Source organism: Pseudoxanthomonas sp. USHLN014, assembly GCF_037153335.1.
GTDB classification, from domain to species: Bacteria; Pseudomonadota; Gammaproteobacteria; order Xanthomonadales; family Xanthomonadaceae; genus Pseudoxanthomonas_A; species Pseudoxanthomonas_A winnipegensis.
The window spans coordinates 1-23,114 of the sequence record NZ_JBBCKO010000013.1 but is presented as its reverse complement, the minus strand read 5'-3'; the positions used below and the strand labels follow the sequence as shown (position 1 = coordinate 23,114).

Annotated in this window: 20 protein-coding genes and 1 tRNA gene; 8 read left to right on the top strand and 13 right to left on the bottom strand. The window is 64.8% G+C overall.

Translation table 11 applies throughout. The features are described from left to right. Positions 1–230: 230 nt before the first annotated feature. The 4 genes from WFQ05_RS18555 to WFQ05_RS18540 form a co-directional block, all read right to left on the bottom strand. Positions 231–1,640 carry a M28 family peptidase gene (locus WFQ05_RS18555; protein WP_337054872.1) on the bottom strand — a complete coding sequence of 470 codons (1,410 nt, stop codon included), beginning with the start codon at positions 1,638–1,640 and terminating at the stop codon, positions 231–233. 73 nt (positions 1,641–1,713) lie between these two features. Further along, a complete protein-coding gene (gene mscL, locus WFQ05_RS18550; RefSeq protein WP_130523292.1) occupies positions 1,714–2,118 on the bottom strand; it encodes a large-conductance mechanosensitive channel protein MscL in 405 nt (134 codons plus the stop codon). A gap of 67 nt (positions 2,119–2,185) precedes the next feature. Continuing rightward, positions 2,186–2,893, bottom strand: coding sequence for a fumarylacetoacetate hydrolase family protein (locus WFQ05_RS18545; protein ID WP_130532376.1), 708 nt, complete (start codon positions 2,891–2,893; stop codon positions 2,186–2,188). A 58-nt stretch (positions 2,894–2,951) separates the two neighbouring features. Then, on the bottom strand, positions 2,952–3,227 hold the full coding sequence (locus WFQ05_RS18540; RefSeq protein WP_130515732.1) for a hypothetical protein: 276 nt from the start codon (positions 3,225–3,227) through the stop codon (positions 2,952–2,954). Between the two features lie 83 nt (positions 3,228–3,310). Between WFQ05_RS18540 and WFQ05_RS18535 the strand changes: the two genes are divergently transcribed. After that, entirely contained in the window at positions 3,311–3,634 is a 324-nt protein-coding gene (locus WFQ05_RS18535; protein ID WP_337054871.1) for a Rieske (2Fe-2S) protein, read from the top strand. A 240-nt stretch (positions 3,635–3,874) separates the two neighbouring features. Here WFQ05_RS18535 and WFQ05_RS18530 read toward each other — a convergent pair whose 3' ends face one another. From WFQ05_RS18530 to trmB, 3 genes are read right to left on the bottom strand one after another with little or no spacing between them, the layout of a single operon-like run. Further along, positions 3,875–4,279 (bottom strand): ACT domain-containing protein, encoded by a 405-nt coding sequence (locus WFQ05_RS18530; protein ID WP_337054870.1) that lies wholly within the window; start codon positions 4,277–4,279, stop codon positions 3,875–3,877. 18 nt (positions 4,280–4,297) lie between these two features. Continuing rightward, on the bottom strand, positions 4,298–6,160 hold the full coding sequence (locus tag WFQ05_RS18525) for an SLC13 family permease (RefSeq protein ID WP_130523297.1): 1,863 nt from the start codon (positions 6,158–6,160) through the stop codon (positions 4,298–4,300). A 36-nt stretch (positions 6,161–6,196) separates the two neighbouring features. After that, on the bottom strand, positions 6,197–6,931 hold the full coding sequence (trmB, locus tag WFQ05_RS18520) for a tRNA (guanosine(46)-N7)-methyltransferase TrmB (RefSeq protein ID WP_130523298.1): 735 nt from the start codon (positions 6,929–6,931) through the stop codon (positions 6,197–6,199). Positions 6,932–7,335: 404 nt separating this feature from the next. Between trmB and WFQ05_RS18515 the strand changes: the two genes are divergently transcribed. The 3 genes from WFQ05_RS18515 to WFQ05_RS18505 all read left to right on the top strand — a co-directional run bounded on the left by WFQ05_RS18515 (position 7,336) and on the right by WFQ05_RS18505 (position 11,062). After that, a complete protein-coding gene (locus WFQ05_RS18515) occupies positions 7,336–9,132 on the top strand; it encodes an autotransporter domain-containing protein (RefSeq protein WP_337054913.1) in 1,797 nt (598 codons plus the stop codon). A gap of 109 nt (positions 9,133–9,241) precedes the next feature. Then, positions 9,242–9,315: transfer RNA gene (locus WFQ05_RS18510), tRNA-Gly, on the top strand. A gap of 106 nt (positions 9,316–9,421) precedes the next feature. Continuing rightward, complete coding sequence (locus WFQ05_RS18505; protein ID WP_130523300.1) at positions 9,422–11,062, top strand: site-specific integrase; 1,641 nt, start codon at positions 9,422–9,424, stop codon at positions 11,060–11,062. Between the two features lie 231 nt (positions 11,063–11,293). Here the strand turns inward: WFQ05_RS18505 and WFQ05_RS18500 are convergent, their stop codons facing one another. Further along, positions 11,294–11,482, bottom strand: coding sequence for a hypothetical protein (locus WFQ05_RS18500; RefSeq protein WP_099527272.1), 189 nt, complete (start codon positions 11,480–11,482; stop codon positions 11,294–11,296). A 984-nt stretch (positions 11,483–12,466) separates the two neighbouring features. On the opposite strand from WFQ05_RS18500, the gene WFQ05_RS18495 reads away from it, so the two are divergent. Continuing rightward, complete coding sequence (locus WFQ05_RS18495) at positions 12,467–13,336, top strand: site-specific DNA-methyltransferase (protein WP_234852580.1); 870 nt, start codon at positions 12,467–12,469, stop codon at positions 13,334–13,336. Here the strand turns inward: WFQ05_RS18495 and WFQ05_RS18490 are convergent. Together WFQ05_RS18490 and mobQ are read right to left on the bottom strand one after the other, a co-directional pair. Further along, entirely contained in the window at positions 13,325–14,140 is an 816-nt protein-coding gene (locus WFQ05_RS18490) for a restriction endonuclease (protein WP_099527270.1), read from the bottom strand. The genes WFQ05_RS18495 and WFQ05_RS18490 overlap by 12 nt on opposite strands. Positions 14,141–14,235: 95 nt before the next feature. Beyond that, positions 14,236–16,179, bottom strand: a complete 1,944-nt coding sequence (gene mobQ / locus WFQ05_RS18485) for a MobQ family relaxase (protein ID WP_099527269.1) — start codon at positions 16,177–16,179, stop codon at positions 14,236–14,238. 380 nt (positions 16,180–16,559) lie between these two features. Between mobQ and WFQ05_RS18480 the strand changes: the two genes are divergently transcribed. Beyond that, entirely contained in the window at positions 16,560–16,925 is a 366-nt protein-coding gene (locus tag WFQ05_RS18480) for a conjugal transfer protein TraD (protein WP_099527268.1), read from the top strand. 1,658 nt (positions 16,926–18,583) lie between these two features. Here the strand turns inward: WFQ05_RS18480 and WFQ05_RS18475 are convergent. Beyond that, positions 18,584–19,129, bottom strand: a complete 546-nt coding sequence (locus tag WFQ05_RS18475; protein ID WP_099527266.1) for a hypothetical protein — start codon at positions 19,127–19,129, stop codon at positions 18,584–18,586. 490 nt (positions 19,130–19,619) lie between these two features. Here WFQ05_RS18475 and WFQ05_RS18470 point away from each other — a divergent pair, with 490 nt between their 5' ends. After that, positions 19,620–19,913, top strand: coding sequence for a hypothetical protein (locus WFQ05_RS18470; protein WP_337054868.1), 294 nt, complete (start codon positions 19,620–19,622; stop codon positions 19,911–19,913). A 673-nt stretch (positions 19,914–20,586) separates the two neighbouring features. Continuing rightward, positions 20,587–21,228 (top strand): recombinase family protein, encoded by a 642-nt coding sequence (locus tag WFQ05_RS18465; RefSeq protein WP_337054867.1) that lies wholly within the window; start codon positions 20,587–20,589, stop codon positions 21,226–21,228. 6 nt (positions 21,229–21,234) lie between these two features. On the opposite strand, the gene WFQ05_RS18460 is transcribed toward WFQ05_RS18465, so the two are convergent. Continuing rightward, positions 21,235–21,816, bottom strand: coding sequence for a hypothetical protein (locus tag WFQ05_RS18460; RefSeq protein WP_337054866.1), 582 nt, complete (start codon positions 21,814–21,816; stop codon positions 21,235–21,237). 277 nt (positions 21,817–22,093) lie between these two features. Continuing rightward, positions 22,094–22,903, bottom strand: coding sequence for a tyrosine-type recombinase/integrase (locus WFQ05_RS18455; RefSeq protein WP_337054865.1), 810 nt, complete (start codon positions 22,901–22,903; stop codon positions 22,094–22,096). Positions 22,904–23,114 lie beyond the last annotated feature (211 nt).

Here is a 23,114-nt window from a genome sequence, read left to right as displayed (position 1 = left end):
TGGTAGGAGCCGCCATGGCGGCGATGAGGCTTTCCCGGTAAGGCCCGTCGCCGCCATGGCGGCTCCCACAGTGTCTATCGCTTGTCCTCGCGTTCGCGGGGGGATAGCGCTGCTTGTCGCGAAAAGCGAAAGTCCCTGGGTTCCCGCGTGCGCGGGAACGACGGTAGGGGGACTATCGGCGGCTTTGGGTCTGCGCAGTCGAGCGCGACGGCAAGTAGCGAACCCGCGACTCAGTGCGCTTCCTTTTTCGCCCCCGCCGGCACCGGCGCGCTGCCGAAATCGCCCTTCGCTTCCGCCGCCAGGTACAGGAACACCGCATAGGCCGCGACGTTCTGCGCCAGGACCTTCGGGTCGATCTTGTCCAGCGTGTCGTCCGCGTTGTGGTGCAGGTCGAAGTAGTCGGTGCCGTCATGGCCCAGCCAGGCCCAGCGCATGCCGAGCTGGGCCATGGGGCCAATGTCCGATTCCGGATCGCCCTGGCCGGGCAGATAGGCCACGTCCAGCGGCCTGAGCGCGGTGGCGATCGTCTCGATCGCGCCCTTGGCATGGGCGTCGGCATTGCTGCTGAAGCCATAGATATGCCCCGCGCCGAAGTCGCTCTCGGCGGCGATGACGTGCTGGGCGATCTCCTTGGCGTGGGCCTGCGCGTAGGCGCGGCCGCCGTACAGGCCCTGCTCCTCGTTGGCGAAGGCGACCACGCGGATCGTGCGCGCCGGGTGCAGCTGGCCGGCGAGTCTGGCGGCCGCCATGGAAATGCCGATGCCGGCCGCGTCGTCGATGGCGCCCGTGCCCAGGTCCCACGAATCCAGATGCCCGCCGGTCAGCACGATCTCGCCGGGCTTGCTGCGCCCGGTGATCTGGCCGATCACGTTGTAGCTGGTGGCCTGGCCGTCCCAGCCGCAGTCCAGCGCCAGGCGCACCTTCACCGGGCCGCGCGCGACCAGGCGCGCCAACTGGTCGGCGTCGGGAATCGACACCGCCGCCGCCGGGATCGGTGTCAGCCCTTCCTCGTAGCGGGTGATGCCGGTGTTGACCACACGATGCGGCGTGGTGCCGGCCGAGCGCATCAGAAAGCCGATCGCGCCCTTCTTGATCGCCTCAGACGGCCCGCGTCCGCGGATCCCGCCGCCATAGCGGTAATCGCCGCCGTCCTGCTTCTTGTGCATCTGGAAGTCGACGAAGGCGATCTTGCCGGCCAGCGACCCGGCCGGCGCGGCCTGCAGCGCGTCCAGGTCGGCGAAGCGCACGATCTCGCCTTCGACCGTGCCGCCGGCGCTGCCGCCCAGCGCGGTCACCACCAGCGGCTGCGCGTTGGCGCCCAGCAGCTGGGCATGCTCACTGCGGCGCTCCCACTTGGGGAAGGTCACCGGCTCGGTCCACACCTTGTCGAAGCCGAGCTGCTTGAACTTGGCCTGCGCCCAGGCCACCGCACGCGCATCGGCCTCGCTGCCGGCCAGACGCGGGCCGACCTCGGTGGTCAGCGATTCGACGACCTTCCAGCCGGTATCGTCGGCCAGCGCCTGCTGGCGCAGCGCGTCGGCGCGCTTGAGTGCCGCCTCGGGGATCGTGGTCGGGCCGGCGGCCTGCAGCGAAAACGAGGCGCACAGCAACAGGGCGCAGGACAGGATCGAACGACGCATGCAGGCAGGCTCGCGAGTGGGGAAGCGGCGAGCTTAACAGCCGCCGCTCGCCTCGCTCGCCACCGCCCGAGGCTTACCTCTTGAGCGAGTCGCGGATCTCGCGCAGCAGCAGCACGTCTTCCGGCGTGGCGGCCGGGGCGGCCTCCTTCTTCGGCGCCAGACGGTTGATCGCCTTGACCACCAGGAAGATCGCGAACGCCACGATGATGAACTGCACCAGCGTATTGAGGAAATCGCCGTAGCCGATCACCACTGCGGGGATCTCCTTACCATCGGCACCGATGGTGGCCGGCTTGAGCACCCAGGCGAGCCTGGAGAAATCGATGCCGCCGATCAGCAGGCCGATGGGCGGCATGATGATCTTGTCCACCAGCGAGGTGACGATCTTGCCGAAGGCCGCACCGATCACCACACCGACCGCCAGATCCACCACGTTGCCGCGCATGGCGAAGGTCTTGAATTCGCTGAGCATGCCCATCTCTCGTCTCTCCTGAAGGCTCGGGGGAAGGTCCGGCAACGTTACCGGACCCAACGTGCGCGCGAAGTCAAACGCCGATCGCGCCGCGCAGTTCGCCCACGCCCTCCAGCGTGGCCACGAACGTGTCCCCACGCTGCAGCGCGCCGACGCCTGAGGGCGTGCCCATGAAGACCAGGTCGCCCGCCTTGAGCGCATAGAGCTTGGACAGCTCGTGCAGGATCTCCGGCACGTTCCAGATCATGTCGTGCAGCGTGCCGCGCTGGCGCACCTGATCGTTGACGGTCAGCGCGATCACGGCGTCCTGCAGCGCCCCGACCTGCGCAGCGGGCACGATCTGGCTGATCGGCGCGGAGTGATCGAAGGCCTTGCCGGTGTCCCAGGGCAGGCCGGCCTTCTTGGCCGCGGCCTGCAGATCGCGACGGGTCAGATCCAGGCCCACGGCATAGCCGTAGATCAGCGCGTTGCCGGCCTCGCCTTCGAGCACGCCGGCCGGCGCGTCCTGGCCCAGCGCGACGACCAGCTCGACCTCATGGTGCAGGTCGGCCGTGCCGGGCGGGTAGGGGATGGTGCGATCGCCGGTGACGATGGCATCGGCCGGTTTGGAGAAGAAGACCGGCTGGCCGCGTTCGGCCTTCGAGGCCGGCGCGGTGGCGCCCATCTCGCGCGCATGGTCGGCGAAGTTGCGGCCGACGCAGTAGATGCGGTGCACCGGGAAGGTGCCGCCGCCGCGTACCGGCACGCGCGCCTGCTCGGGCGCGGGAATCACATCGGACATCTGGGCGTTCCTCGATCACGCTAAAGAGGAACGCGAGTGTAAGGCGCTTGACGCGCCTTCAGTGCGACAGGGGCAGGGCCTGCTTGCGTACGACCTGGTATTCGCCTTCCACCACGCGCTGCTGCGCGTTGGCGCGTGCCCGGGGGCGCAGCAGGCGATAGGCCATGCCGGCGGCCAGCATGGCCGCGCCGACGAACAGGCCGAAGAACACCAGTACCGCCAGCACCGCCAGCCCCAGCAGGCCGACTACGACGCGCAGCAGCGGATGCCGGGGCTTGCGCGGCGCAAACGCGTTGCGCAGGCGCTGAGAGTCGAAGGAGAAGGTGCGGATCATGGGCTCGTGACAGAATGTGTGGCGAACGGATGCCAGTATGGCGAGCCGCCCGCCGGACGTGTGAAACCTTCGTTAAGCCCTGCATGGATCCGATCCCTTTCGACAGTCTCGCTGACGGCCAGCCCACCGAGGTGGAAGCCACGCTGGACGACGGCGCCGAATCGCTGCTCCTGGTCCGCCAGGGGCCGCAGGTGCGCGCCTGGCGCAATGTCTGCCCGCATGCGGGCCGGCGCCTGGACTGGGCGCCGGGCAAGTTCCTGCTGACCAAGCAGGGCCATCTGGTGTGCGCCGCGCACGGGGCCACGTTCGAATTACAAGGCGGTCAATGCCTGTCCGGGCCGTGCCGCGGCGAGGCGCTCAGCCAGGTGCCGGTGCAGGTGCGCGACGGGCAGGTGGTGCTGGGCTAGGGCCTTTCCTCAATTCCTGGGTAGGTCGCGCCGCCCTTGCGCGTGCCCGGGGCAAGGAAGCGGGAGGGAGTGGACGTCCGTCCACGACCGAGCAATGACGCTGTCCCGGGTGCGCGCAAGGGCGGCCCTTCGGGTTGGCGCTGCAAGGCCGCCATCTTCGCGCCGCGCGGCTTGGCCTGACGGCCAGTCAAGCCTGCGCCGCGCGACGCAAACCTGACAGCCTTGCAGCACCAACGCGGCCTACTCAGGAATTGAGGACAGGCTCTGGTCCAGCACGGTGTGCCCGGCCGCGCGCAGGGCCGCGATGGCCGCCTCCAGCTGCGACTGCTTGACCAGCACGTAGTCGGTGTCGAAGGTCGAGACGGCGAAGATGCCGACCCCGGCCTGCGCCAGCGGCTGCAGCACCTGGGCCAGGATGCCGGTGAGTTCGAAGGCGAACGGGCCGTGCAGCATCAGCGTGCGCCAGCCGCGCTCGCATTGCACCTCTTCCGGCACGCGCCCCTCGTCGCAGACGATCGACAGCTCCTCGTCGGTCCAGCTGATATGCGTCTGCGCGGCCGGCGCGCACCAATCCGGCAGCGGCGCGCCGGCCGGCAGGCGGCACACCGCGGAGGTCAACCCCAGCAGGCGTAGCGTCAGCGCCATGCCGCGTGCGCCTCGCACTCAGGCACGGGTCGCCCACCACGACATCAGGTTGACCATCGCCACCACCACGCAGGTATAGATCAGCGACATCGGCCCGCCCACGCGCCACATCTGGCGCGCGGTATAGTTGGCCGGGCCGGTGACCATGGAGATCACCGGGTTGGAGGCGGTCATCAGGTTGTTGGACGCCGATAGCGCGGTGATCAGCGCGAACGAGGTCGGGTTGCCGCCGGCGGCCAGCGCCAGGCTGATCGCGATGGGCACCATGACGATGGTCGCGCCGACGTGGCTGATCACCAGCGAGAAGGCCGTGGTCAGCAGGGCGATGGCGATCTCCAGCACCCACACCGGCAGCCCGTCGGGCAGGCGCTCGATGGTGTGGCCGGCGACCCAGGCGGCCGCGCCGCTGGAATCCATCGCCCAGCCCAGCGGGATCAGCCCGGCCATCAGGAACACGGTCTTCCAGTTGATCGCCGCGTAGGCCTCGTCCATGCGCAGCACGCCGGTCAGCAGCATGCCGGCCACGCCGGTCATCAGGATCAGCGCCACCGGGATGTGCGAGGTCAGCGCGATGATGATGGTCAGGGCGAAGATCGCCATGGCGATCTTGAACTTGTGCGGACGCTGCTCGCCCTTGGGGTAGTCGGTGACCACCACGAAGTCGCCGCCCTTGGCCGCGGCGGCCAGATCCTGCCAGATGCTGTGGAACACCAGCATGTCGCCGGCGCGCAGCGGCACCTTGCGCACGTCCTCGCGCAACACCTTCTTGTCGCGGTTGATCGCCAGCAGGCTGATGCCGGCCTGCTTGCGCAGCGCCAGCTCGGCGGCGGTCTTGCCGATGAAGCGCGAGGTCGGCGGGATCACCGCCTCGGAGATGCCGGCGCGGCTGGGATTGAACAGGTCGCCGAAGTGGCGCAGGCGCGAGGACATGCGCAGGAACTGGTTCTGCGCGAAGTCGGCCACCTCGGCGCGCCTGCCCATCACGCCCAGCACGCTGCCGACCCAGATGCGCATGTCCGCCGGCGGCGCCAGTCGCGTGTCGTTGCCGGTCTGCAGGGCCAGCATCAGCGGCGCGCCGTGCAGCGTCTCGGCCTCGCCCAGGGTCATGCCGACCAGCGGGCTGTCGGCGCTGACGGTCAGCTCGAACACCTCGCCCTCGATGCCGTAGGTGCTGGCGAAGTAGCTCTCGGTGCGGGCCGGCGCCGAGCTCGTGGACGTGGTGGTCTCGCGCTGCAGCTTGGCATCGCCGTAGAAGCGGAAGTACGCCAGCGAGGCCAGCACCAGCGCCACGCCGATCGGCAGCGGCGCGAACATGCGCAGCGGCTCCAGCGTGGCCATGCCCGAGGGCAGGTTGTTGTTGGCCGAGATCATCAGGTCGTTGAGCAGGATCAGCGGCGAATTGCCGACCATGGTCAGCGCGCCGCCCATGACGATGGCCGAGGCGATCGGCAGCAGCAGGCGCTGCAGGTTGAGCGTGGTGCGCGAGGACAGGCGCGCGGCCACCGGCAGGTACAGCGCCATCACCGAGGGGTTCTGCATGAACGAGGAGTTGAGCCCGGCGATGGCCGTGGTCAGCAGCAGCAGCCGCTGTTCCACTCCGTGTCCGCGTCGCAGCAGCCAGGACGCCAGCCGGTTCAGCGCGCCGGTGCGCTCCAGGCCCGCGCCCAGGATGGTGGTGGCGATGATGCTCATCACCGCGTTGCCGGAGAAGCCGCCGAAGATCTCCTCCGGCGCGACCAGGCCGGTCAGGCCCAGCACCACCAGCACGACCAGCGCGACCACGTCGGCGCGGATGCGCTCGAACAGGAACATCACCATGACGAAGCCGACCAGCCCCAGCACCAGGCGCATGTCGTTGGTCAGCGTCAGGCCGGTGTCCATTACGCGGCGGATGCCCCGGTGGGCGAGGGCGGTTCGTCAGCAGCGGTCATAGAGCAGGTCCCAGACGCCGTGGCCGAGCTTCTGCCCGCGGGTCTCGAAATGGGTCTGCGGGCGCCAGTCCGGGCGCGGCACGCTGCCGCGGGCGCCGGCGCGGTTGCGCAGGCCCGGCGTGGCGTCCAGCACGTCCCACATGTGCTCGGCATAGGCCTCCCAGTCGGTGGCGCAGTGCAGGCGGCCGGTCGGGGCCAGCTTGCGCACCAGCAGCGCGGCGAACTCGGGCTGGACCAGCCGGCGCTTGTTGTGGCGCTTCTTGTGCCAGGGGTCCGGGAAATAGATGCGCACCTCGTCCAGGCTGCCGTCGGCCACCTCGTTGCGCAGCACTTCCACCGCATCGTGGTGGTAGACGCGCACGTGGTCGCTGCCGTCGGCTTCCAGCGCGTTGAGCAGCCGGCCCACGCCCGGGGCGTGCACCTCGATGCCGAGGTAGTCGCGCGACGGGTCCTGCCTGGCCGCGAAGCGCAGCGCATCGCCGTTGCCGGTGCCGATCTCCACCACCCGCGGCGCGGCGCGGCCGAACACCGCGTCGAAATCGCGCAGCTGGCCGGTGTAGTCCAGGCCGAAGCGCGGCCACTGCACGTCGAACGCGCGCTGCTGGGCCTCGGTGAAGCGCCCCTGGCGCAGCACGAAGCTGCGGATCTCGCGACGGCCTTCGGTGACGGTGAACGGCTTGGCCGGGGCCTTGGCGCCGGGGCTGGAGAACGGATCGGTCATCGGCCGATCGGTCCTGGGGCGGCGTGGCGACGGTGACCGGTGATCGCGCAGACGACCGGCGTGAAGGGCGGGGGCAGGGACGACATGAGACGAATTATCGCCCAACTCGCCGCCAGGATCGCGTGGTCGTCGCCGGGAGGCGGTTGCAGTCTGATCCGTCCGCCGGGCCAAGGCTTCGCTCGAGTCGAGCATCGCGCCTGTGGCGCCCCTTGTCGCCGCGTGTCCGTTGCCTGCCTGTCGATGGCGGGCGCCATGCCGCAGTGCAGCGTGAGTTGCCGCAGCGCAAGATGAACCATTGCCGCCAGTGCGCCGCCGTATGGCGGCCACCGCATCCTTGTTTTTCTTCTGATCCGTTGGAGGATCGCATGTCCGCACCCCGTTCCCTGTCCACCCTGTCCGCAGCGGTGGTCGTCGCCCTGGCCGCGTTCGCCGTGCCGGCGCAGGCCGAGCAGCCGGCCTATTCGCAGACCGTGTTCTTCGGCGACAGCCTGACCGACTCGGGTCACTTCCGCCCGGCCCTGATCCAGGTCGCCGGCCCGTCGGCGGCCATCGTCGGCCGCTTCACCACCAACCCGGGTCTGGTGTGGGGCGAGTACGTGGCCGACTTCTACGGCACCAACGCGACCAGCGACAACCAGGGCGGCACCAACTACGCGGTGGGCGGCGCGCGCGTGAACGCGACGGTCAACACCGCGCTGGGCCCGTCCCCATCGATCGTGTCGCAGGTGAACAGCTACCTCACCAAGACCGGCGGCGTCGCCGACGCCAAGGCGCTGTACACCGTGTGGGGCGGCGCCAACGACCTGTTCGCCGCTGCCCAGGCGCCGGCGCAGGCCCAGACCATCATCGGCTCGGCGGTGACCGCGCAGGTGGGCGTGATCGGCCGGCTGCAGGCGGCCGGCGCGCAGTACGTGCTGGTGCCGACCATTCCTGACCTGGGCAAGACCCCGCAGTTCCTCGCAGGCGGCGCGGCGACCTCGGCCGCCGGCACCCAGCTGGCCACGGGTTACAACACCGCGCTGTTCAACGGCCTGGCCGCCTCGGGCCTGCGCGTGATCCCGCTGGACACCTTCACCCTGATCGACGAGGTCACCAGCAACCCGGCCGCGTATGGCTTCACCAATGCCACCGGCACGGCCTGCGGCGCGATGTCCTCGGTGACCTGCAGTCCGCTCAACTACGTCACCCCGACCGCCAACACCGACTACGTGTTCGCCGACGGCGTGCATCCGAGCACCGCCGCGCACCAGCTGCTGGGCCAGTACGCACTGTCGGTGCTGGGAGGCCCGCGCCAGATCGCCGTGCTGCCGCACTCGGCCTCGGTGGTGGGCTATTCGCGCGCCGAGCGCGTGTCCATGCACGCCGACACCACCGGCCAGGCACAGGGCTGGAGCTGGTGGGGCGACCTGCGTGCCGACCGCCAGCGCCAGCAGGACGGCGACCTGTACGACGGCACCACGCCGGCCGGGCTGTTCGGCGTCGATTGGGCGCAGAACGGCTGGACCCTGGGCGCCTTCGCCGGCTACGGCAAGGGCAAGCAGGACTTCGGCCACTCCAGCGGCAAGTTCGACCAGGAAGACACCACCGCCGGCGTATTCGCGCAGTGGGCCGGGCGCGGCGCCTGGGTCAACGCCCAACTGAGCTACACCTGGCTGAGCTTCGATGTGACCCGCCAGATCCAGCTGGGCACGGCCACGCGCAAGCAGGAAGGCTCGCCTGACGGCAGCAACTTCACCGCGGCGATCAACGCCGGCTTCGACTTCAATCAGAGTGGCCCCTGGCATACCGGCCCGGTGCTGGGCCTGGTCTCGCAGACGATCAAGGTCGACGGCTACGACGAGAACAACCTGTCCTCCACAGCGCTGTCCTTCCCCAACCAGAAGTTCGACTCGCTGATCGGCAGCGCCGGCTGGCGCGCCAGCTTCGACATCTCGCCGACCTGGACGCCGTATGTGCAGGCCACCTACAACCGCGAGTTCGAGGACAGCCCCGCCCAGGCCTGGGCCTCGCTGCAGTCCATCCCCGGCGCGATGCGCTACGCGGTGCCGGGCGTGGAATTCGACCAGGACTACGGTGTGGTCGTGGTCGGCGCCCGCGGCCACATCGCCGGCCTGAACGCCGACTTCGGCGCGCGCAGCACCATCGGCCAGAGCAGCGCCAACGACTCGGGCGTGTTCGTCAGCCTGGGCGGCAGCTTCTGATCCATCCGGTCCGGCCCGCCGGACCGCACCGCCCGGCCCCGCGCCGGGCGGTGCATCGCTCGACGGCGTTGCGCCGGCCGCCGGCCAGCGCATAGACTGCCCACCCGACGCGGGTGTAGCTCAATGGTAGAGCTGTAGCTTCCCAAGCTACTGACGAGGGTTCGATTCCCTTCGCCCGCTCCACTCAATGCAAAAACTAGCACTAAGTGGTTGAAAGTGCAATGATTTTTGTGTGTTTGGCGCATCTCAAACGACCTCCCTTTAGGTATCGTTTGAGGTATCGGCAGCCATGCCAAAAGCGCTTCTGCTCAGTCGTCCCAGCGGTGTTTATGCCCGCTTCCTCGTTCCTCAAGACCTCCGCGATTCGCTGGGCTCGCGCTTCGTTGTTCGCGCGTTGCATCTCCCGCTTGGCGATGCCGCCCGGCTGGCAGCGGCTCGCTTGGCTATGGCACTCTCAAACATCTTCAAGGCGATGCGCGCGGGTGGGAGTGTGGATAAGAAGGAACTTGATGAACTGCTTCGGAAGGCTGCTTCCGGCGAGTTGTTTGAACTCACTCTTCAGGGCGTCACGCTGCCAGGGGGCGCACGGGTAGAGAGGGCGCAAATCGACACGCCACAGGACGCACGCATGTTTGCAGACATTCTGCGCAGCAAACCCGCGCCTGCTGAGGACGATGGGGACTGGATGAAGGCTGCCCGCGCCCGTAAGAGAGCCGAAGCGGAGGCGAAGCAGCAACAGGGGCCTAGTCTGTCAGAGGCCATCGACAAGCATGTAGCCGACCTGAGTCGCGCCAAGCGCGACCCCAAGACTCTCATCGAAAGCCGGCACAGCCTGCGGATTTTGCTTGGTGTAGTGGGGGATATCGCCGCAAGCCAGCTCACCGTTGAGCACGTGCGCGAGTTCTTGGACGCCGTTCAGCACTGGCCAAAGAATGCCACTAAGCGCGCCGAATACCGTGGCCTGACCGTCCGGCAGATTGTGACGTTGTCCAAAAGCAACGGAGAGCCATCTCCCAAGGCGTGGACGTTGAACAAGCACTGGGACCGCCTCGCCGTCTTCGTTCGCCATCTGCATGCGTCTGGGGTGCTCGACCGCGACCCGATGGCAGGGCTGGCCAGAATGACAGCCCACAGCGCTGACGTCGAAGCCGATAGTGGACGACCGTTCTCCCATGCGGAGCTTCAGACAGTTTTCGGTCCCGCCTTTTCTGGCTGGTCCGCCAAGTGGCCTCATCGCTACTGGGGCGTTGTGCTTGGGCTCTACAGCGGTGCCCGTGTTACTGAGGTCGCTCAGTTGCGGGTGGTCGACGTGTGCGCGATTGAAGGGGTGTGGGGCTTTGTGGTGACCCCGAAAGTAGAAGGGAACAAGGTTAAGAACCCTAACTCCAAGCGGTTCGTGCCATTGGCGCAGCCGGTGTTGGACGCAGGGTTTTTGCACTACGTCGAAGAGGTCCGAGCCGCGGGCCATGAGCGGCTCTTCCCGAATCTGCCAAACTCCACCGGCTTGGGGCTGGGGCGGCAGTTGAGCCGCCAGTTCTCCAGCTACATCAAGAAGCAAGGGATTGCTGACCCTGGGATGGGCTTCCACGCTTTCCGGCATTACCTCATTACGCACCTGGACAGGGCGCTCACCGCTGCTGGGATGAAGCAGGAGCAACGGGACCCGGCTATTGGACGAATCACGGGCCATTACAAGCCGCCAGCAACAACGCTCCGTGCTGTATACGTCGATAAGGACGGGCTGCCGGTGCCGCCTTTCTCCGAGCCGGAGACGCTGCCCGAGCGTGTCGCAACCCTCAAACTCTTGGTGCCGCCTGTCAGCCTTCCGGCGCACGTTCCTGGGCAGTTCGCCGACCAACTAAAACGGGCAGCAAGCGTTGCGAAGCGGGTGGCGCGTCAAGCGCCCAAGAAAAGCAAAGCCCCCGCGTGAGCGAGGGCTTTGGTGTTGCTATCCCGATGGGGAACCAGACTGAATCCAGCAGCATCGCTAGGACTCACTACCCCCTAAGGGGGAACCTACTTTCCACCCAGAGGGCGGTGAACGTGTCGGCGGGCAAAGCTTTTTTCTAAGCCACCCATAGGGTGGTAAACAATCCGATTCATCCCCGCTAATGCGGGGAAGCCCGCCGACACGACAAACCTAATACAGCCCGGAGCAATGTCAAGTCATCGCCTTGCGGGCCAATGCACCACGCATTTTCCCGGTCTTTTTTCCTTGCCGGGCGACGTGTGCCGCTTTGCGTTTCTTCTTCATGGTTTTGCGCAGGTTCTTGCCCCGCGTGTCGTAACCGGCGGCTTTCAGAAGTTTGTCTGCTGCCTTGGCGGCGGCTCGGCGAGTGGCACTGTCCATCCCCAGTTTTTAGCGCGTTTGGCTCGATGCGCAAGGGGGCGGCGCGCGCCGATATGCTTTCCTGAAACAGGAAAAGCTTGCACGGGCCTGCCCTTCTTCCCCTTAAAGCTTAGCTAAGCTCCCCTGCTTTGCCCTTCATCTTGGGGGTCGCCTCCGGCTCCCCCCGACGATGAAGGGCAAAGTCTCCCCTAGGACCTCCGCGCGAAGCGGCAGGGGTGACTTGGCCCCCGTTGGTTACCGCCCCGAAGGACGGCCCGACAGTCGGGCGCGGTGATAATCAGACGACACCGCTACGGCAAGTTCAGGCAGTCTGACTGCCCCGGCTCTGGGTCTTGCCACCCGGCCAACAGCCGGGCGTCTCTCCAGTGGGCTCCCCCGCCCCAGGCGCGTTGTTCCTGGGATAACTCCTAGCAGCAATCCTTTGACCATACCCCGGCGTGAACGGACAGTGTCGGGGCGCACGCTTCCGGGCCAGCTTGAGCACTCCCGGTTTCCCCGCGACAGATGATTCACTGGGTTGGCGCAGGTTGCGGGCCATACAGCACCCTGTCCCCCTGCTTCAAAGCCTGCGCACCCTGGTGGCGGTCAACCCAAGCCCTTGCGGGCTCCCAGATATCCCTGTGCGCAGCCGGTCTTTCCACCGACAACGAGTTACGGCTACCAACGGCCTTCGGGCTGGGCAGACAGGGAGGAGAGAAAGGAGGGGGGCTTGCGGGTCCGTCCAGGCTTGTTAGAGTGGCCTCAAGGGGCCTTGCCTGGGCGGGTAGCTGATTCCTACTTTGCTCGCCTCCGAGTCGGTCAAACTCGGGGGCCGTGAATCCAAACTAGCTCGCCCCGGTCGCTTGTCAAGAGGCCGGGGCGATGCCTATTTGGTCTGTCCGCTAGATGAGAGCAGTGCTTGACCAAGGGGGGGGCATGCACGGGACCCTTACGCAGTAGTCGAACAGTGACCCATCTATGCTTCAGATTGTGAACGAGACAGCCTTGGACCCCTCTGCGTTGCCAGCCACCGATGAGCCGGAGGCCAGAGGAAGGCTGATTGTGGGTGATGCGCGGCGTGTCTTGGCGAGCTTCCCGAGCGACACCTTCAATGCTTGCATCACATCCCCCCCCTATTGGGGGCTGCGCGACTATGGAGTCGCTGGCCAAATCGGTGCAGAACCGACGCTCGACGCCTACATCACCGACTTGGTTTTGCTGTTTAGGGAGGTGCGTCGAACCTTGCGGGCCGATGGCACGCTCTGGCTGAACATCGGGGATGGCTTCACAAGCGGCGGCCGCACTTGGCGCGCGCCTGACAAGAAGAATAAAGGGCGGGCCATGGAATACCGCGCCCCTACCCCTGAAGGCCTAAAGCCAAAAGATCTTATGGGCGTTCCATGGAGGCTTGCATTGGCCTTGCAGGCTGATGGTTGGTTCCTTCGTTCCGATATCATTTGGCACAAGCCGAACTGTCAGCCCGAATCGGTCAAGGACCGTCCTACGCGGTCGCACGAATACGTTTTCCTGCTCTCGAAGTCGGAACGCTACTACTACGACATCGGCGCAATGAAGGAAAAAACTGCGGACGGGAAGGGAGCAAAAAACCGCCGTTCGGTCTGGGCTATCAACACGGAGCCTTACGGCGGCAACCATTTCGCCGTGTTTCCCAGCGAGCTCGTGCGGCTTTGCATGGCGGGAAGCACGCAGGACGATGGCCTGGTTTTGGACCCATTCTTCGGCTCGGGAACAGTTGGACAGGTCGCTCGCGATAACGGCCGACGATTCGTAGGGATTGAGTTGTCAGAGGAATACGCGCAACTGGCTCGGGAACGGCTGGCCGCTCCCAAGCAAGTCCGCAGGTCACACCGGTAAGCTTTCGAACTCCCAAGTCGCGATGACTTTGCACAGGCTCTTTTTCATGTGCTTGATTTGCAGTTTTCTCTCGCCACCACCGTCAAAGTAGAGCGAAAACTGCAAGTCCTTCGGGCTAGGTCGAGTTCCAGCAAGATAAGCCCAGCCGGCATTTCCCACGTAGCAATAGCCAGGTCTTGGGGTTTGCTTGCTGTCCGCTCGCATCTCCAAGGCACCGCCTGCTGCCAGCAAAAGAAGTTCTTTGGGGATGGCTACGAGCTCATACTTGTGCCAGCCCTCCGCCTTGGCCGGCAACCGACGCAGCGTCAACACGTGCTCGTAGCCGTTGAGATGTTGGATAAACTGCTGGCGCAGGCCTTCCAAGTCAGCGGGGTCAGTTGTCCATTTGCCACCGCCCAGCTCCATAAACTTGGAAATGTGAATCGAATCGACCTTGATGGACTGCGATGCTTCTGTCTTCAACGAGAATCGCTCGTCGCCTATCTTTAGGTCATATCCCTTGTTGCCGCGCGGTGCCAACTCTGCATCCCGACCGTGGGCCTTCTGGACACGTTCCAGCGCGTATTCGAACTTATCTTTTGAGAAGGCTTCACGTGAAAAAGCGTGATGAACGCGGATGATATCGCCAAGGTCATCGACGATTTCCTGAGTCATCAACTGGACGCCGCTCCCGATAAGGAATGGCGAGCATGTAAACGTATGGTCAGTTGTAAACAACCTAGCAACGTCGCCCACAAGCGACAGTTGGCCCTCGGTAAGTTGGTCTAGAAGCGGTTGGAGCCTGGCGAGTGCTGGCTGTTGCATTAGCGTCACGAGTTGTCTGCAACGGACAACGGTATCAAGCCCAGTTCAGCCTGCAAAGACCCTGCGGAAATGGGTTTCTTGCTCGGTTTCGAGTGTCATGGCCGCGGCGCGGGCTTCCTGGGGGAGCTCAAGCCGCTATCGAGACTAGGCTGAATCAGTGAGGAAGGCTCGGGGCCAAGGGTTGGAGACGCCGCCGGTGGAGAAGCTGAAGGCGTCGTCGGGAACTGCTTGGGGAACTGCGCCAGGAAGTTTTCTTTGGCCAGCTCGAACGCCACCCCGGCTTTGTTCCTGGCCTCCCTGGTCTGTTCGCGCAATGCACGGGCCTGCTGCTCTTGCAGCCTGGCCTGCTGCTTCTGTTCTTGCGCCGCCTGTGCGGCCCGGTCTTTGGCGGTAGGCCGTCCGACCCTGCGCAGAAGGGTAGAACGAAAATCCGTTGGCACCGGGAACGTGTTGGCGTCAGCCATGGCCCTGCGGCGGACCAGCCTGGCGTCCTCCCTGGCTTGTTTGGCGTCCGCATGTGCCTGGCGCTTTTCGGCCACGTCGTCCCACCGCTGGATGAGCATGCGAGAGGCAGAACGCTGCTCGGGTGTGGCGTTCCTGGACATAAGCGCCCGGCGTGCCACCTTGAACATCTGTTCAATCATCTCTTCCAGATTTTTGACCGCCTGATCGCCTGCCATGATTTCCGCCTGCCGGTTCTGAGTGTATTTGCGTGAAGCGCGCTCAACCGCTGCCGCCCCCTTGCCCTGATGACCAGCCGCGCCAGCGGCCGGCCGGGGCATGGATGCCCCGGCTTTGTGCGCAGCGGGACGCTGTGCACGCGCCTGGACGGCGGCCCCTGCCTTAGGTGTCAGGCTTTGGGCTGGAATCCGGAGCACCGCTGGACGAGGGTCTCGATGTCGCGGTGCATCTGGCCGCAGAACACGACTAAAGCCGGCGGTTTTGGCGGCTGGTCGTCCATCACTGGCCAGCCCAGGGTTAAGGCCGTGGAGTGGGCGCAGCGCAGGCAGGCGCTGGCTGCCATCTCGGGGTTTTCTGACTCGGACAGCATCAAGGCTGTTTCGAGTGAGAGCGGGGGCGCGTCGGCGCTGGGCGTTGGTGGTAGTTCGGTCATGGCGTGGGGCTCGTGGAGTGGAAAGGGGGCGGCGAGCCTGGGCAGCCGAATGCTGACGTTCCAACAGCGCACGGGCGTGCAGGGCCTGCTCATCGACCAGGGTCAAGCGGCCTTCGGCGGCGGCTTGGGCTTTGAGCTCGCGGAAGCGGTCGGCCTGGGCCTGGGCGTGCTGGGCGTTTTCGGTGCGCACCCGCTGGACGCGTTCGGCGCGGGGACTGCGCTTGCCCCGGCGGGCGGCAGCGGTGGCGGTGCGGCCCACCTTGGGTTCCGGTTGGCGGTCCAGTTCGGCCGCCTTGGCAAAGTCGCCCACGGTGACGGCGGCCATTTGCCGGTCCAGCAAGCTGCGGTGGTCCACGCGCACGGCCAGGCCGGCGCGCTCCAAATGAAGGTTGATAGTGCTGGCGACTTGAGCGCGGACGTCATCCACCGCGCCGCTCTTCCGGTCGTCCAGTTCACGGGTTTTCGCGCCCAGCCCGGTCGGCTCCATTCGCCGCGTCGTCGCCAAAATGTGGACGTGGTGGTTGCGCTCGTCGGCCTTCTTGTCCGGGGCATGGATGGCGAACATGGCCGCAAAGGCGAACCGGTCCACTAGGTGGGCGGTGAGGTCGCGGGCCAAGTCGGCGCGCTGGGCGTCGGTCAGCTCGTGCGGGAGCGACACCAGGAACTCCCGTGCCACCACGCTGTTCTTGCGCGTCTCGGCGGCTTCGGCGGCGTTCCAGAGTTGGGCCGGGTCCTGGGCCCAATCGGGAGCGTCAGCCGGGGCCAGAATGCCCGAGGCCACCACACCGTTTTTGCGGGTGTAGTCGTGCCGCTCGCCCGTGCGCAAGTCGTTGAGATCCAAGCCCGCGCGATACGCCGCGCCGGCCACGGCGCTGGCGCCTTGGCTTCGACTGACGGTTTTGATTTCGCAACGGTAAATGGCCACACGGTCCCCAAGCTTTGGCAAGCCCGCCAGTCCCCGTTCACGGGGGCGTCCGGCGGAAGGGGGCAGCGAGTGCGTAGCGCTCGCGGGGTGTCGGGGGCGAAGCCCCTGACCGCGGGCAAACTCGAAGAGTTTGCATAACCGCGCTCTTGTTGTTTTCTTCGGGCGCTTCGCACCCGCTGAAAACCGCATGAGAACCGGGCTGCTCGCTGCGCTCGCTGGCCCCCTGAATCAGGTTTACATGCACATCTGAAGTGTCAAGTTTTTAGCCAAAAGCAAAGGCGGCGCTCGCTGCTCGCTCGCGCCAGTTTTGGGGCGTGGCCCCTTGCGCTCCGCGCTGAATCTGCTTGCATGGTTTATCAAGGGTTATATGCAGGCGTGTCGTGGCGGATGTTGAAAAGCAAAAACTAAAACTGGCGAGGATTCTGGAAGCCGCTGCCAAGGAGCAAGCCAAGCTGCTCGTTGCGGAGAAGCAACAGAAGGAACGGCTAGCCCGGCAGGCTGCTCGTGAGCGGGCGAAGGAGCGCGCCGCGCTGTTTCGCAGCGCCGATGCGCACCGCAAGATTGTGTTAGGTGGGTTGACCATCGCTGCGGACGCGGACCACTGGGACCCAGCGGAAATCGTCGGGGCATTGTTGCTCGTCGGCGAGAAAATGGGCACGCATGCACCGCTACGCGAGCAACTGCGCAAGCGTGGCATCGCCCACCTGGAAGCGCGTGATGCGGCGCGCAAGGCGGCCCGGTCATGAGTGCGCCCCGTCCAACAAAACTTGCGCGAGCCTGCGCACATGCGCACGGCTTCGCCTTGGTGGAAGTGCTTTTGGTCCTTGGCGTGGCCTCGGCCATGGCCGCCGCTGGCTGGCTTATATTCGGTCCCACTTCAGTGGCCGCCGACGTGAAACAGACTCAACTAGATTTCAGTGAAACCGCCAACGCCATCGACCGCAGCCTTGGAATCCTGGGCGGCTACTCAGGCTTGAGCTCTTCCCTGGTGCAATCTGACGACCTGGCCGCCCAGCGGCTGCGCCAGGGCGACGCCTTGCGCAACGTGTGGGGCGGTTCGGTGTCGTTCGTGGCGAACACTGTTCGACGCGGGAACGATTCGTTTTTGGTCGAAACCCGCGAAGTGCCCAAGGCGGCATGCGCCCGACTGGTCGCGGCCATGTCCGGCGACCCGGCCGTTTGGGATGCCCAGGTCGACGGGGAAAGCGTCTACGTGGGCAACAGATACGACCCCGCTACCGCCGCCGCTGCATGCCAGGCCCACGGCGGGGACCGGATGGGATTTGTGTATTTCTCGGGGTTGGCCTCCGGCTCGTCCGTGGCCGTGTCTGCCATCGCACTCCCGCCGGCCCCGGTCGGCGTGACCCCAGCCAGCCCGACAACGCCAGTCGCACCGGTTGATGGGGCCCCCAGCGTGGGCGATGCTGCTCCTGGAGCCGCCGGTGTGGTGTCGCCTGGCACGCCTGCGGCTCCGCCGCCTGCCGTGCCTGTAGCTCCGCCCGCGCCAGTGGTCCCACAGACTCCCCAGCCAACGCCGGCGGTTCCGCCTCCCAGCACACCCACAGTTTTGCCGGTCTGCACGGTGCCGCCGACGCAGGCGCAAAACGTGAACTGCCCGGCAGGGCAAGTCGGAACTGTGACGCAGCAGCGCGTGGGTTACTGCGGGGAGGTGGGCGGGCCCTATGAAGCCTGGGCCACGGGTGTCTATGGCCCATGGGCCACTGTTTCCAGCACCTGCGCCCCGGCGTGCGTGGCCCCCTCGTCCACGTCAGTGGCCATCACTCGGCCCGCGCCTGTCGAGAGCCAGAGTCTGGGATGCCCTACGGGACAGACCGGTAGCATCGTCCAACAGCGCACGCGGGTGGAGACCGGCACGCGCACCACGTCCTGGGCGTGCCCTGCTGCCACCGGCTCCCCGGTATCGAGCACGTCCGATAGCTGGAGCGGCACATACTCGGCGGCCAGCGGTTGGGTCATCACCTCCAACACTTGCACCACTCCAGCACCACCGGCAAAAACCTATCCGTCCTATAGCGGGAGGTCGTGGGTTTCGTGGGGCGACGGCGGGCTTTACGGTTGGGGCGTCTTTTGCGCCCCGTCCCAGTATTACGCGGACCAGACCCACTGCACGCAAAGCGTGAACACTAACGATGACGCAACTTTTTCCCCCGTCCTGCCTCAAGAACAGGCGCTGACGTCAGAGCGTCGGAGCTGCATCGCCGCACTTCAGCAGAGACTGAGTCCGATGCCAGGGTTTGGCTACACCCCCAGCAATGGGCCAGTAGATTGGCCGTCCGAATGCGCCTGCGAGGTGGTCGGAGCTGGCTCGGCGTTCTACTGGCAGGTGACTGGAGCGTCTGACTGGTCGGCATATGAGTTCAAATGCCCCTAAGCGGCAAAGGAGTCAGTGGGTAGAGACCGAGCCATGGCGCTCGGTCTTTCCGTTGACGAGGTGCAGCAACTGCCCGCCAGCGACCAACCAGCCATCTCCGTTAGCGCGGTCAGCCTTGCTGAAACCCGTCGCTCCATCGTTGCGCAGGGTTGGCGCTCCAGCGTGGCCGTCGCGGTAAAACTGCGACCAGGCGTGAGCGCGCGTGGTCATGGTCAATACCTTGGCATGCGGGTGCGAGTGAATGGTTTCTCCAGTGAATGCGAAGCCCTGGGCCAGCGTGCTGGTGCGCACGACACAGCCGTGGGGCACCCGGTCGGAAAACAAGCGGACGCTGTAAATGCCATCCTGCTCGCCGATGGCACCACACGCTTCAAAACCGGTTTCCCGCGTGTATCCGTGGAGCGCGCCGCCGACGCGTAGCAGGAAAGACGGCAGCGTTTCGCCCTGCTGACTGGTGAGGTCGGCCAGGTGGACCGGTGCCAGTTCGGCGGGCAAGTCTTGCGCATGGCAGGGGAGGGCGGTCAAGGCCGCCAGGACCAAAAACAGGAATCGCTGCATGTCGCCACCCAAGAGTTCTTGAGTGGCGACCCACGACCCTGCTAGAGTTCAGGCATCGTTTGAGGTATCGTTTTTCTAACCCGTTGAGGCCTGTATTGCCTTTTGGATCATCGGGTTAGGCGGGTTTGGGGTTCTTTCCCTTCACCCGCTCCACTATCGAAAACGTCGATCAATTCCGTTTCGAATCAGTGACTTGGATGGTGGCTTGAGACCGTCGCCGTAGCAACTTGCCGTTGCATCGTAGCAACCATGGTCCCCGCCTTCGCGGTGGTATTTATTTTTTGCACGAACGCCGGTGCCACGGCAGGGCAGCCGTTGCTGGCGGCTTCAGTCCTCCCGGATAATGGATTAATCCACGATTGAGGAGTGATCGTGCGGTCTACTGTGGAGATCGTCGGCGAAAACCACAAGTCCGACGAGTCAGGGTGGCGTCACCAGCGGACCACCAGCAGAATCCCGCCGCCCACTGTCGGGCTGATGGGGATTGCAGATGATCGTTTGGACCATGCGTGCTGTTCGTACATTGCGTGACTTCGCCACTGGCGTTGCCATCGACTTGGTCAACTGGGATGGCTGGAAGGCCATGCCGGGCCAGCGGTGGGGGTGGGGCCTGATCGCAGCGCCTCGTGTGGAGATGGATGCGCTTGGCCTGTCGTGGTGGTTCAGCGTGGACCGGCAGTGGTTCGTGAAGTGGGACGCGGGAAACGTGGTGCGGATCGTGGTGGCGGGCTGGGGGCTTGAGGTCTACCGGCTGGCGCCGATGAATTTTGTAGCGAAAATCTGAGAGGTCATTTAAGGGTGGTAGCACTTGCAGCGGCTTCCCCCCCCCTGGGTGGTCGCTGCGAATCAGGCGGTGGAGTGGGGTCGATTCGGTCGGCGTGATGGCCTTGGCCGCTGGCATGGTCGAGAGTCGAGTCCCCATTGAACGGCATCGCCTGAGTCCCTCTTAAGGTAGAACCCTAAGGTCTAACTGTTAGACGAACAGTTGGTCTAGCAGTAGTTCTCTCTTCTTCATTGACGATGGATTACCTCTAGAAGAACTCCTTCATGACAGTCGGACACTTCGTGTCCTCCTGTTACCGCGAACAGCTTCACCGCTTGCCATCGGCAGCCGACAGGCCGCGACCACGCGCCGTCCTGCCACCTCTCCAAGGCTGGCCATCCTCACCGGGTGGCCGGTCTTTTTTTTGATCCAGTCGAGTGGGCGGTGTCGCCAGCGCCCGGAATGCCTCTAGAAGCTCGCCAGTGACCACAGGAGGGCTGCTCATGGGGCGCCTGCTAGTGCCATGCCATCCGGTGAGTGTCGGCCTCCTGATGCATCTGGTGAGCTTCTGCGCTGGCAGTGCCCTGCCGGGTGTCCGCTATCTGGCCGCCGTCCCGGTCTTGTATCGAATCTAAACGTCGGTATAGAATTGATACGGGCCAACGAGCAGGGGACTGTTATGGACAGGAAGGCAGTGGCGTACTACCGCGTGTCGACCAAGCGGCAGGGCGATTCGGGCTTGGGCCTCGACGCCCAACGGCAGGCGGTGACGGACTACCTTACGGGCGGTCCGTGGGCGCTGATCGCGGAGTTCACCGATGTCGAATCTGGCAAGGACGATAATCGTCCTGAGATGGCCAAGGCCATCGACCACGCGAAGCGCCACAAGGCCACCCTGGTGATCGCAAAGCTCGACCGACTGAGCCGCAAGGTGTCGTTCGTGTCCCGCCTGATGGACTCGGGGGTTCACTTCGTCGCTGCTGATAACCCGTCGGCCACAGAGCTGACGATCAATATCCTTGCAGCAGTGGCGCAGGAAGAGCGGCGGCTGATCAGCCAGCGGACAAAGGCAGCACTGGCGGCTGCCAAGCGGCGTGGCGTGGCGTTGGGAAATCCAGAGATTGGCGCGGCCCGGGCTGCTGCTGCTGGGGCGATTCGGGCCGGCGCCGACCAGTTCGCCAGCAACGTCCTGCCGGTGATTCAGCAGGCACAGGCCGCAGGCTGCGGGACTCTCAGGGAGTTGGCCAAGGCTCTGAACGCGCGAGGCATGACGACACGAAGAGGCGGGCAATGGACGGCAGCTGCTGTGTCGCGCGTCCTGGCCCGCTCTGAGTAGTAAATTCTACTGGTCTAGACCCAGAAGTTTTTGGGCTGCCTTTGCGAGTACTAAGCGACTTTCCTTCGATGTCCCGACCTTACTTACAGCGAGCCATAGCTTGCTGGCGGCGGTCTTATACCAAGTGCCTTTTGGGTAGCCATCCAAGTTGGCTTTTATGGCGGCGACCTCCTTTTGCAAGCGGTTAACCTCCTGCTGGCTCAGTTCTTGGCGTTGCGCCATCTCTTCAAACTTCGCCATGAGATCATCGAGCTTGCTTCGTAATTCGGCTGACTCTTCATCGCTGAAAGGCTGTTGGGCATCTTGAATATGCGCTTGGACGTGCTTCTCAAGCTGCTCTCTAAGGGCATCGAGTTCGGAGTAAACGGGAAGAGCGATGCGCAACTCATCCCTGATGCTCCTGGTCCATATAAGGATTTGGTCCGGGCTTTGAGATGGGTTGGAAACCTTCAGGCTTTCTTGGAGTTCATGCTCGCCCGGCGAAGCTACCACTAAAAACTCATGGCCAAGTCGTCGCAGAGTGAACGTATATTCTTCCTTGTGCCTGAAGACAATTCGCAGCAGGTAGTCGCGATCATCCGTGACCACTTGGAAATCAGACGGAGAGAATGGAGACCTCTCGAGGGCACTCCAGATATTAGCTATGACAGTATTTCTCAATGCCATCTCTTTATCTAACTCCCGTTTGCTTCAACATGGCAGTACGTTACTTAGAGCAAGGTTGAACAAGTCCGGCCTGAGACAGCCGCGCCGTGCTGGATCACTGTCTCGTAAGGTGTGTTCCGTTTTTCCGGCACTTGATCGGCGTTGCCTTGGCGCGTTGAAGCATATTGGGGTAGCTCTTTCGGGCGGTCAATGAATTTGGTTACACGCTCCCAAGAACCGCCGTTGGAATGACGGCGCGGCCTCCCTTGTGCTTCCACGCCGTATTGCCTTCGAAGTCCGCCAGCTTGGCGGTGACCAGTGCATCTACGGTGATCGCGGGATAGTCTTCTGACTTCCGCCGGTCGTAGGTGACGCGGGCGACGGCATCACGGAAGGTCGCCAGCTCCGGGCCATCGCTGTACCTGTCGAGCGTGATGTTCTGGAAGGCGTGGCCGGTGAGGCGTTGCATGACGTTGTGGGGCACGCCGGCCCGCTCCAGTGCAGTCGTGAAGTTGTGGCGGGTCGAGTGGAACACCGTGAGAGGGTCGGAGAGGCCCAGCTGATGCCTGATGATGGAGAACTGCTTACTGGGGTAGGCGCCACGCCGCTTGTCTTCGCCTGCAAGCAACAGCCCGCTGATGAGGTAGCCGTCGAAGGATGTCTCGATTAGCTTCGCCACAAGCGGCGCGATGATGGGATGGATCGGGACAGAGCGAACGGAATGGTCGGTCTTGGCAATATCTCGAGTGACGCTTAGGCACCGGTGCGCGGTGTGCTGCAACTTCATCCCGCAAAGTTCGCTGATGCGGCATCCCGAGTAGATCGCCAGCACCACTAGCGACCAGTAGGGAGCGCGAGGGTCTAGGCCTTCAATCAAGGTCACCAGTTCTTCCGCGTGCCAAGCGCGAATTTTCCGCTTCACCTTCTTCCCGTTTGGCCGCACTGATTTGGCGAGGCCATCGAAGGGGTTGTCACGGCGCAGCTTGCGTTCCTTCTGTAGCCACTCAAAGAACGCAGCGATGGTCCGCATGCCCTCCTGCCGCGCCCGTGTCGAGGCGGTAGGGTCTCCGTTGAGGTGGTCGACATAGGCCAGTGCATCGGCATCGTTGATCAGGCGCGGATCGGTCTTCGGGGTTCTACCCCGAAATCACGGACGGTTGTAAAAGGGCTGAGAACTTCTGGTCTTGCCTGGCGACCCTTCGTCGCATCCTCGGGTTGTGGAACCGCTCGATGTATTCGAA

Bases quoted from the DNA above. Each gene is read 5' to 3' on its own strand.
- WFQ05_RS18555 (WP_337054872.1), bottom strand. From the start codon at position 1,640: ATGCGTCGTTCGATCCTGTCCTGCGCCCTGTTGCTGTGCGCCTCGTTT.
- mscL (WP_130523292.1), bottom strand. From the start codon at position 2,118: ATGGGCATGCTCAGCGAATTCAAGACCTTCGCCATGCGCGGCAACGTG.
- WFQ05_RS18545 (WP_130532376.1), bottom strand. From the start codon at position 2,893: ATGTCCGATGTGATTCCCGCGCCCGAGCAGGCGCGCGTGCCGGTACGC.
- WFQ05_RS18540 (WP_130515732.1), bottom strand. From the start codon at position 3,227: ATGATCCGCACCTTCTCCTTCGACTCTCAGCGCCTGCGCAACGCGTTT.
- WFQ05_RS18535 (WP_337054871.1), top strand. From the start codon at position 3,311: ATGGATCCGATCCCTTTCGACAGTCTCGCTGACGGCCAGCCCACCGAG.
- WFQ05_RS18530 (WP_337054870.1), bottom strand. From the start codon at position 4,279: ATGGCGCTGACGCTACGCCTGCTGGGGTTGACCTCCGCGGTGTGCCGC.
- WFQ05_RS18525 (WP_130523297.1), bottom strand. From the start codon at position 6,160: ATGGACACCGGCCTGACGCTGACCAACGACATGCGCCTGGTGCTGGGG.
- trmB (WP_130523298.1), bottom strand. From the start codon at position 6,931: ATGACCGATCCGTTCTCCAGCCCCGGCGCCAAGGCCCCGGCCAAGCCG.
- WFQ05_RS18505 (WP_130523300.1), top strand. From the start codon at position 9,422: ATGCCAAAAGCGCTTCTGCTCAGTCGTCCCAGCGGTGTTTATGCCCGC.
- WFQ05_RS18500 (WP_099527272.1), bottom strand. From the start codon at position 11,482: ATGGACAGTGCCACTCGCCGAGCCGCCGCCAAGGCAGCAGACAAACTT.
- WFQ05_RS18490 (WP_099527270.1), bottom strand. From the start codon at position 14,140: ATGCAACAGCCAGCACTCGCCAGGCTCCAACCGCTTCTAGACCAACTT.
- WFQ05_RS18475 (WP_099527266.1), bottom strand. From the start codon at position 19,129: ATGCAGCGATTCCTGTTTTTGGTCCTGGCGGCCTTGACCGCCCTCCCC.
- WFQ05_RS18470 (WP_337054868.1), top strand. From the start codon at position 19,620: ATGATCGTTTGGACCATGCGTGCTGTTCGTACATTGCGTGACTTCGCC.
- WFQ05_RS18455 (WP_337054865.1), bottom strand. From the start codon at position 22,903: ATGCGGACCATCGCTGCGTTCTTTGAGTGGCTACAGAAGGAACGCAAG.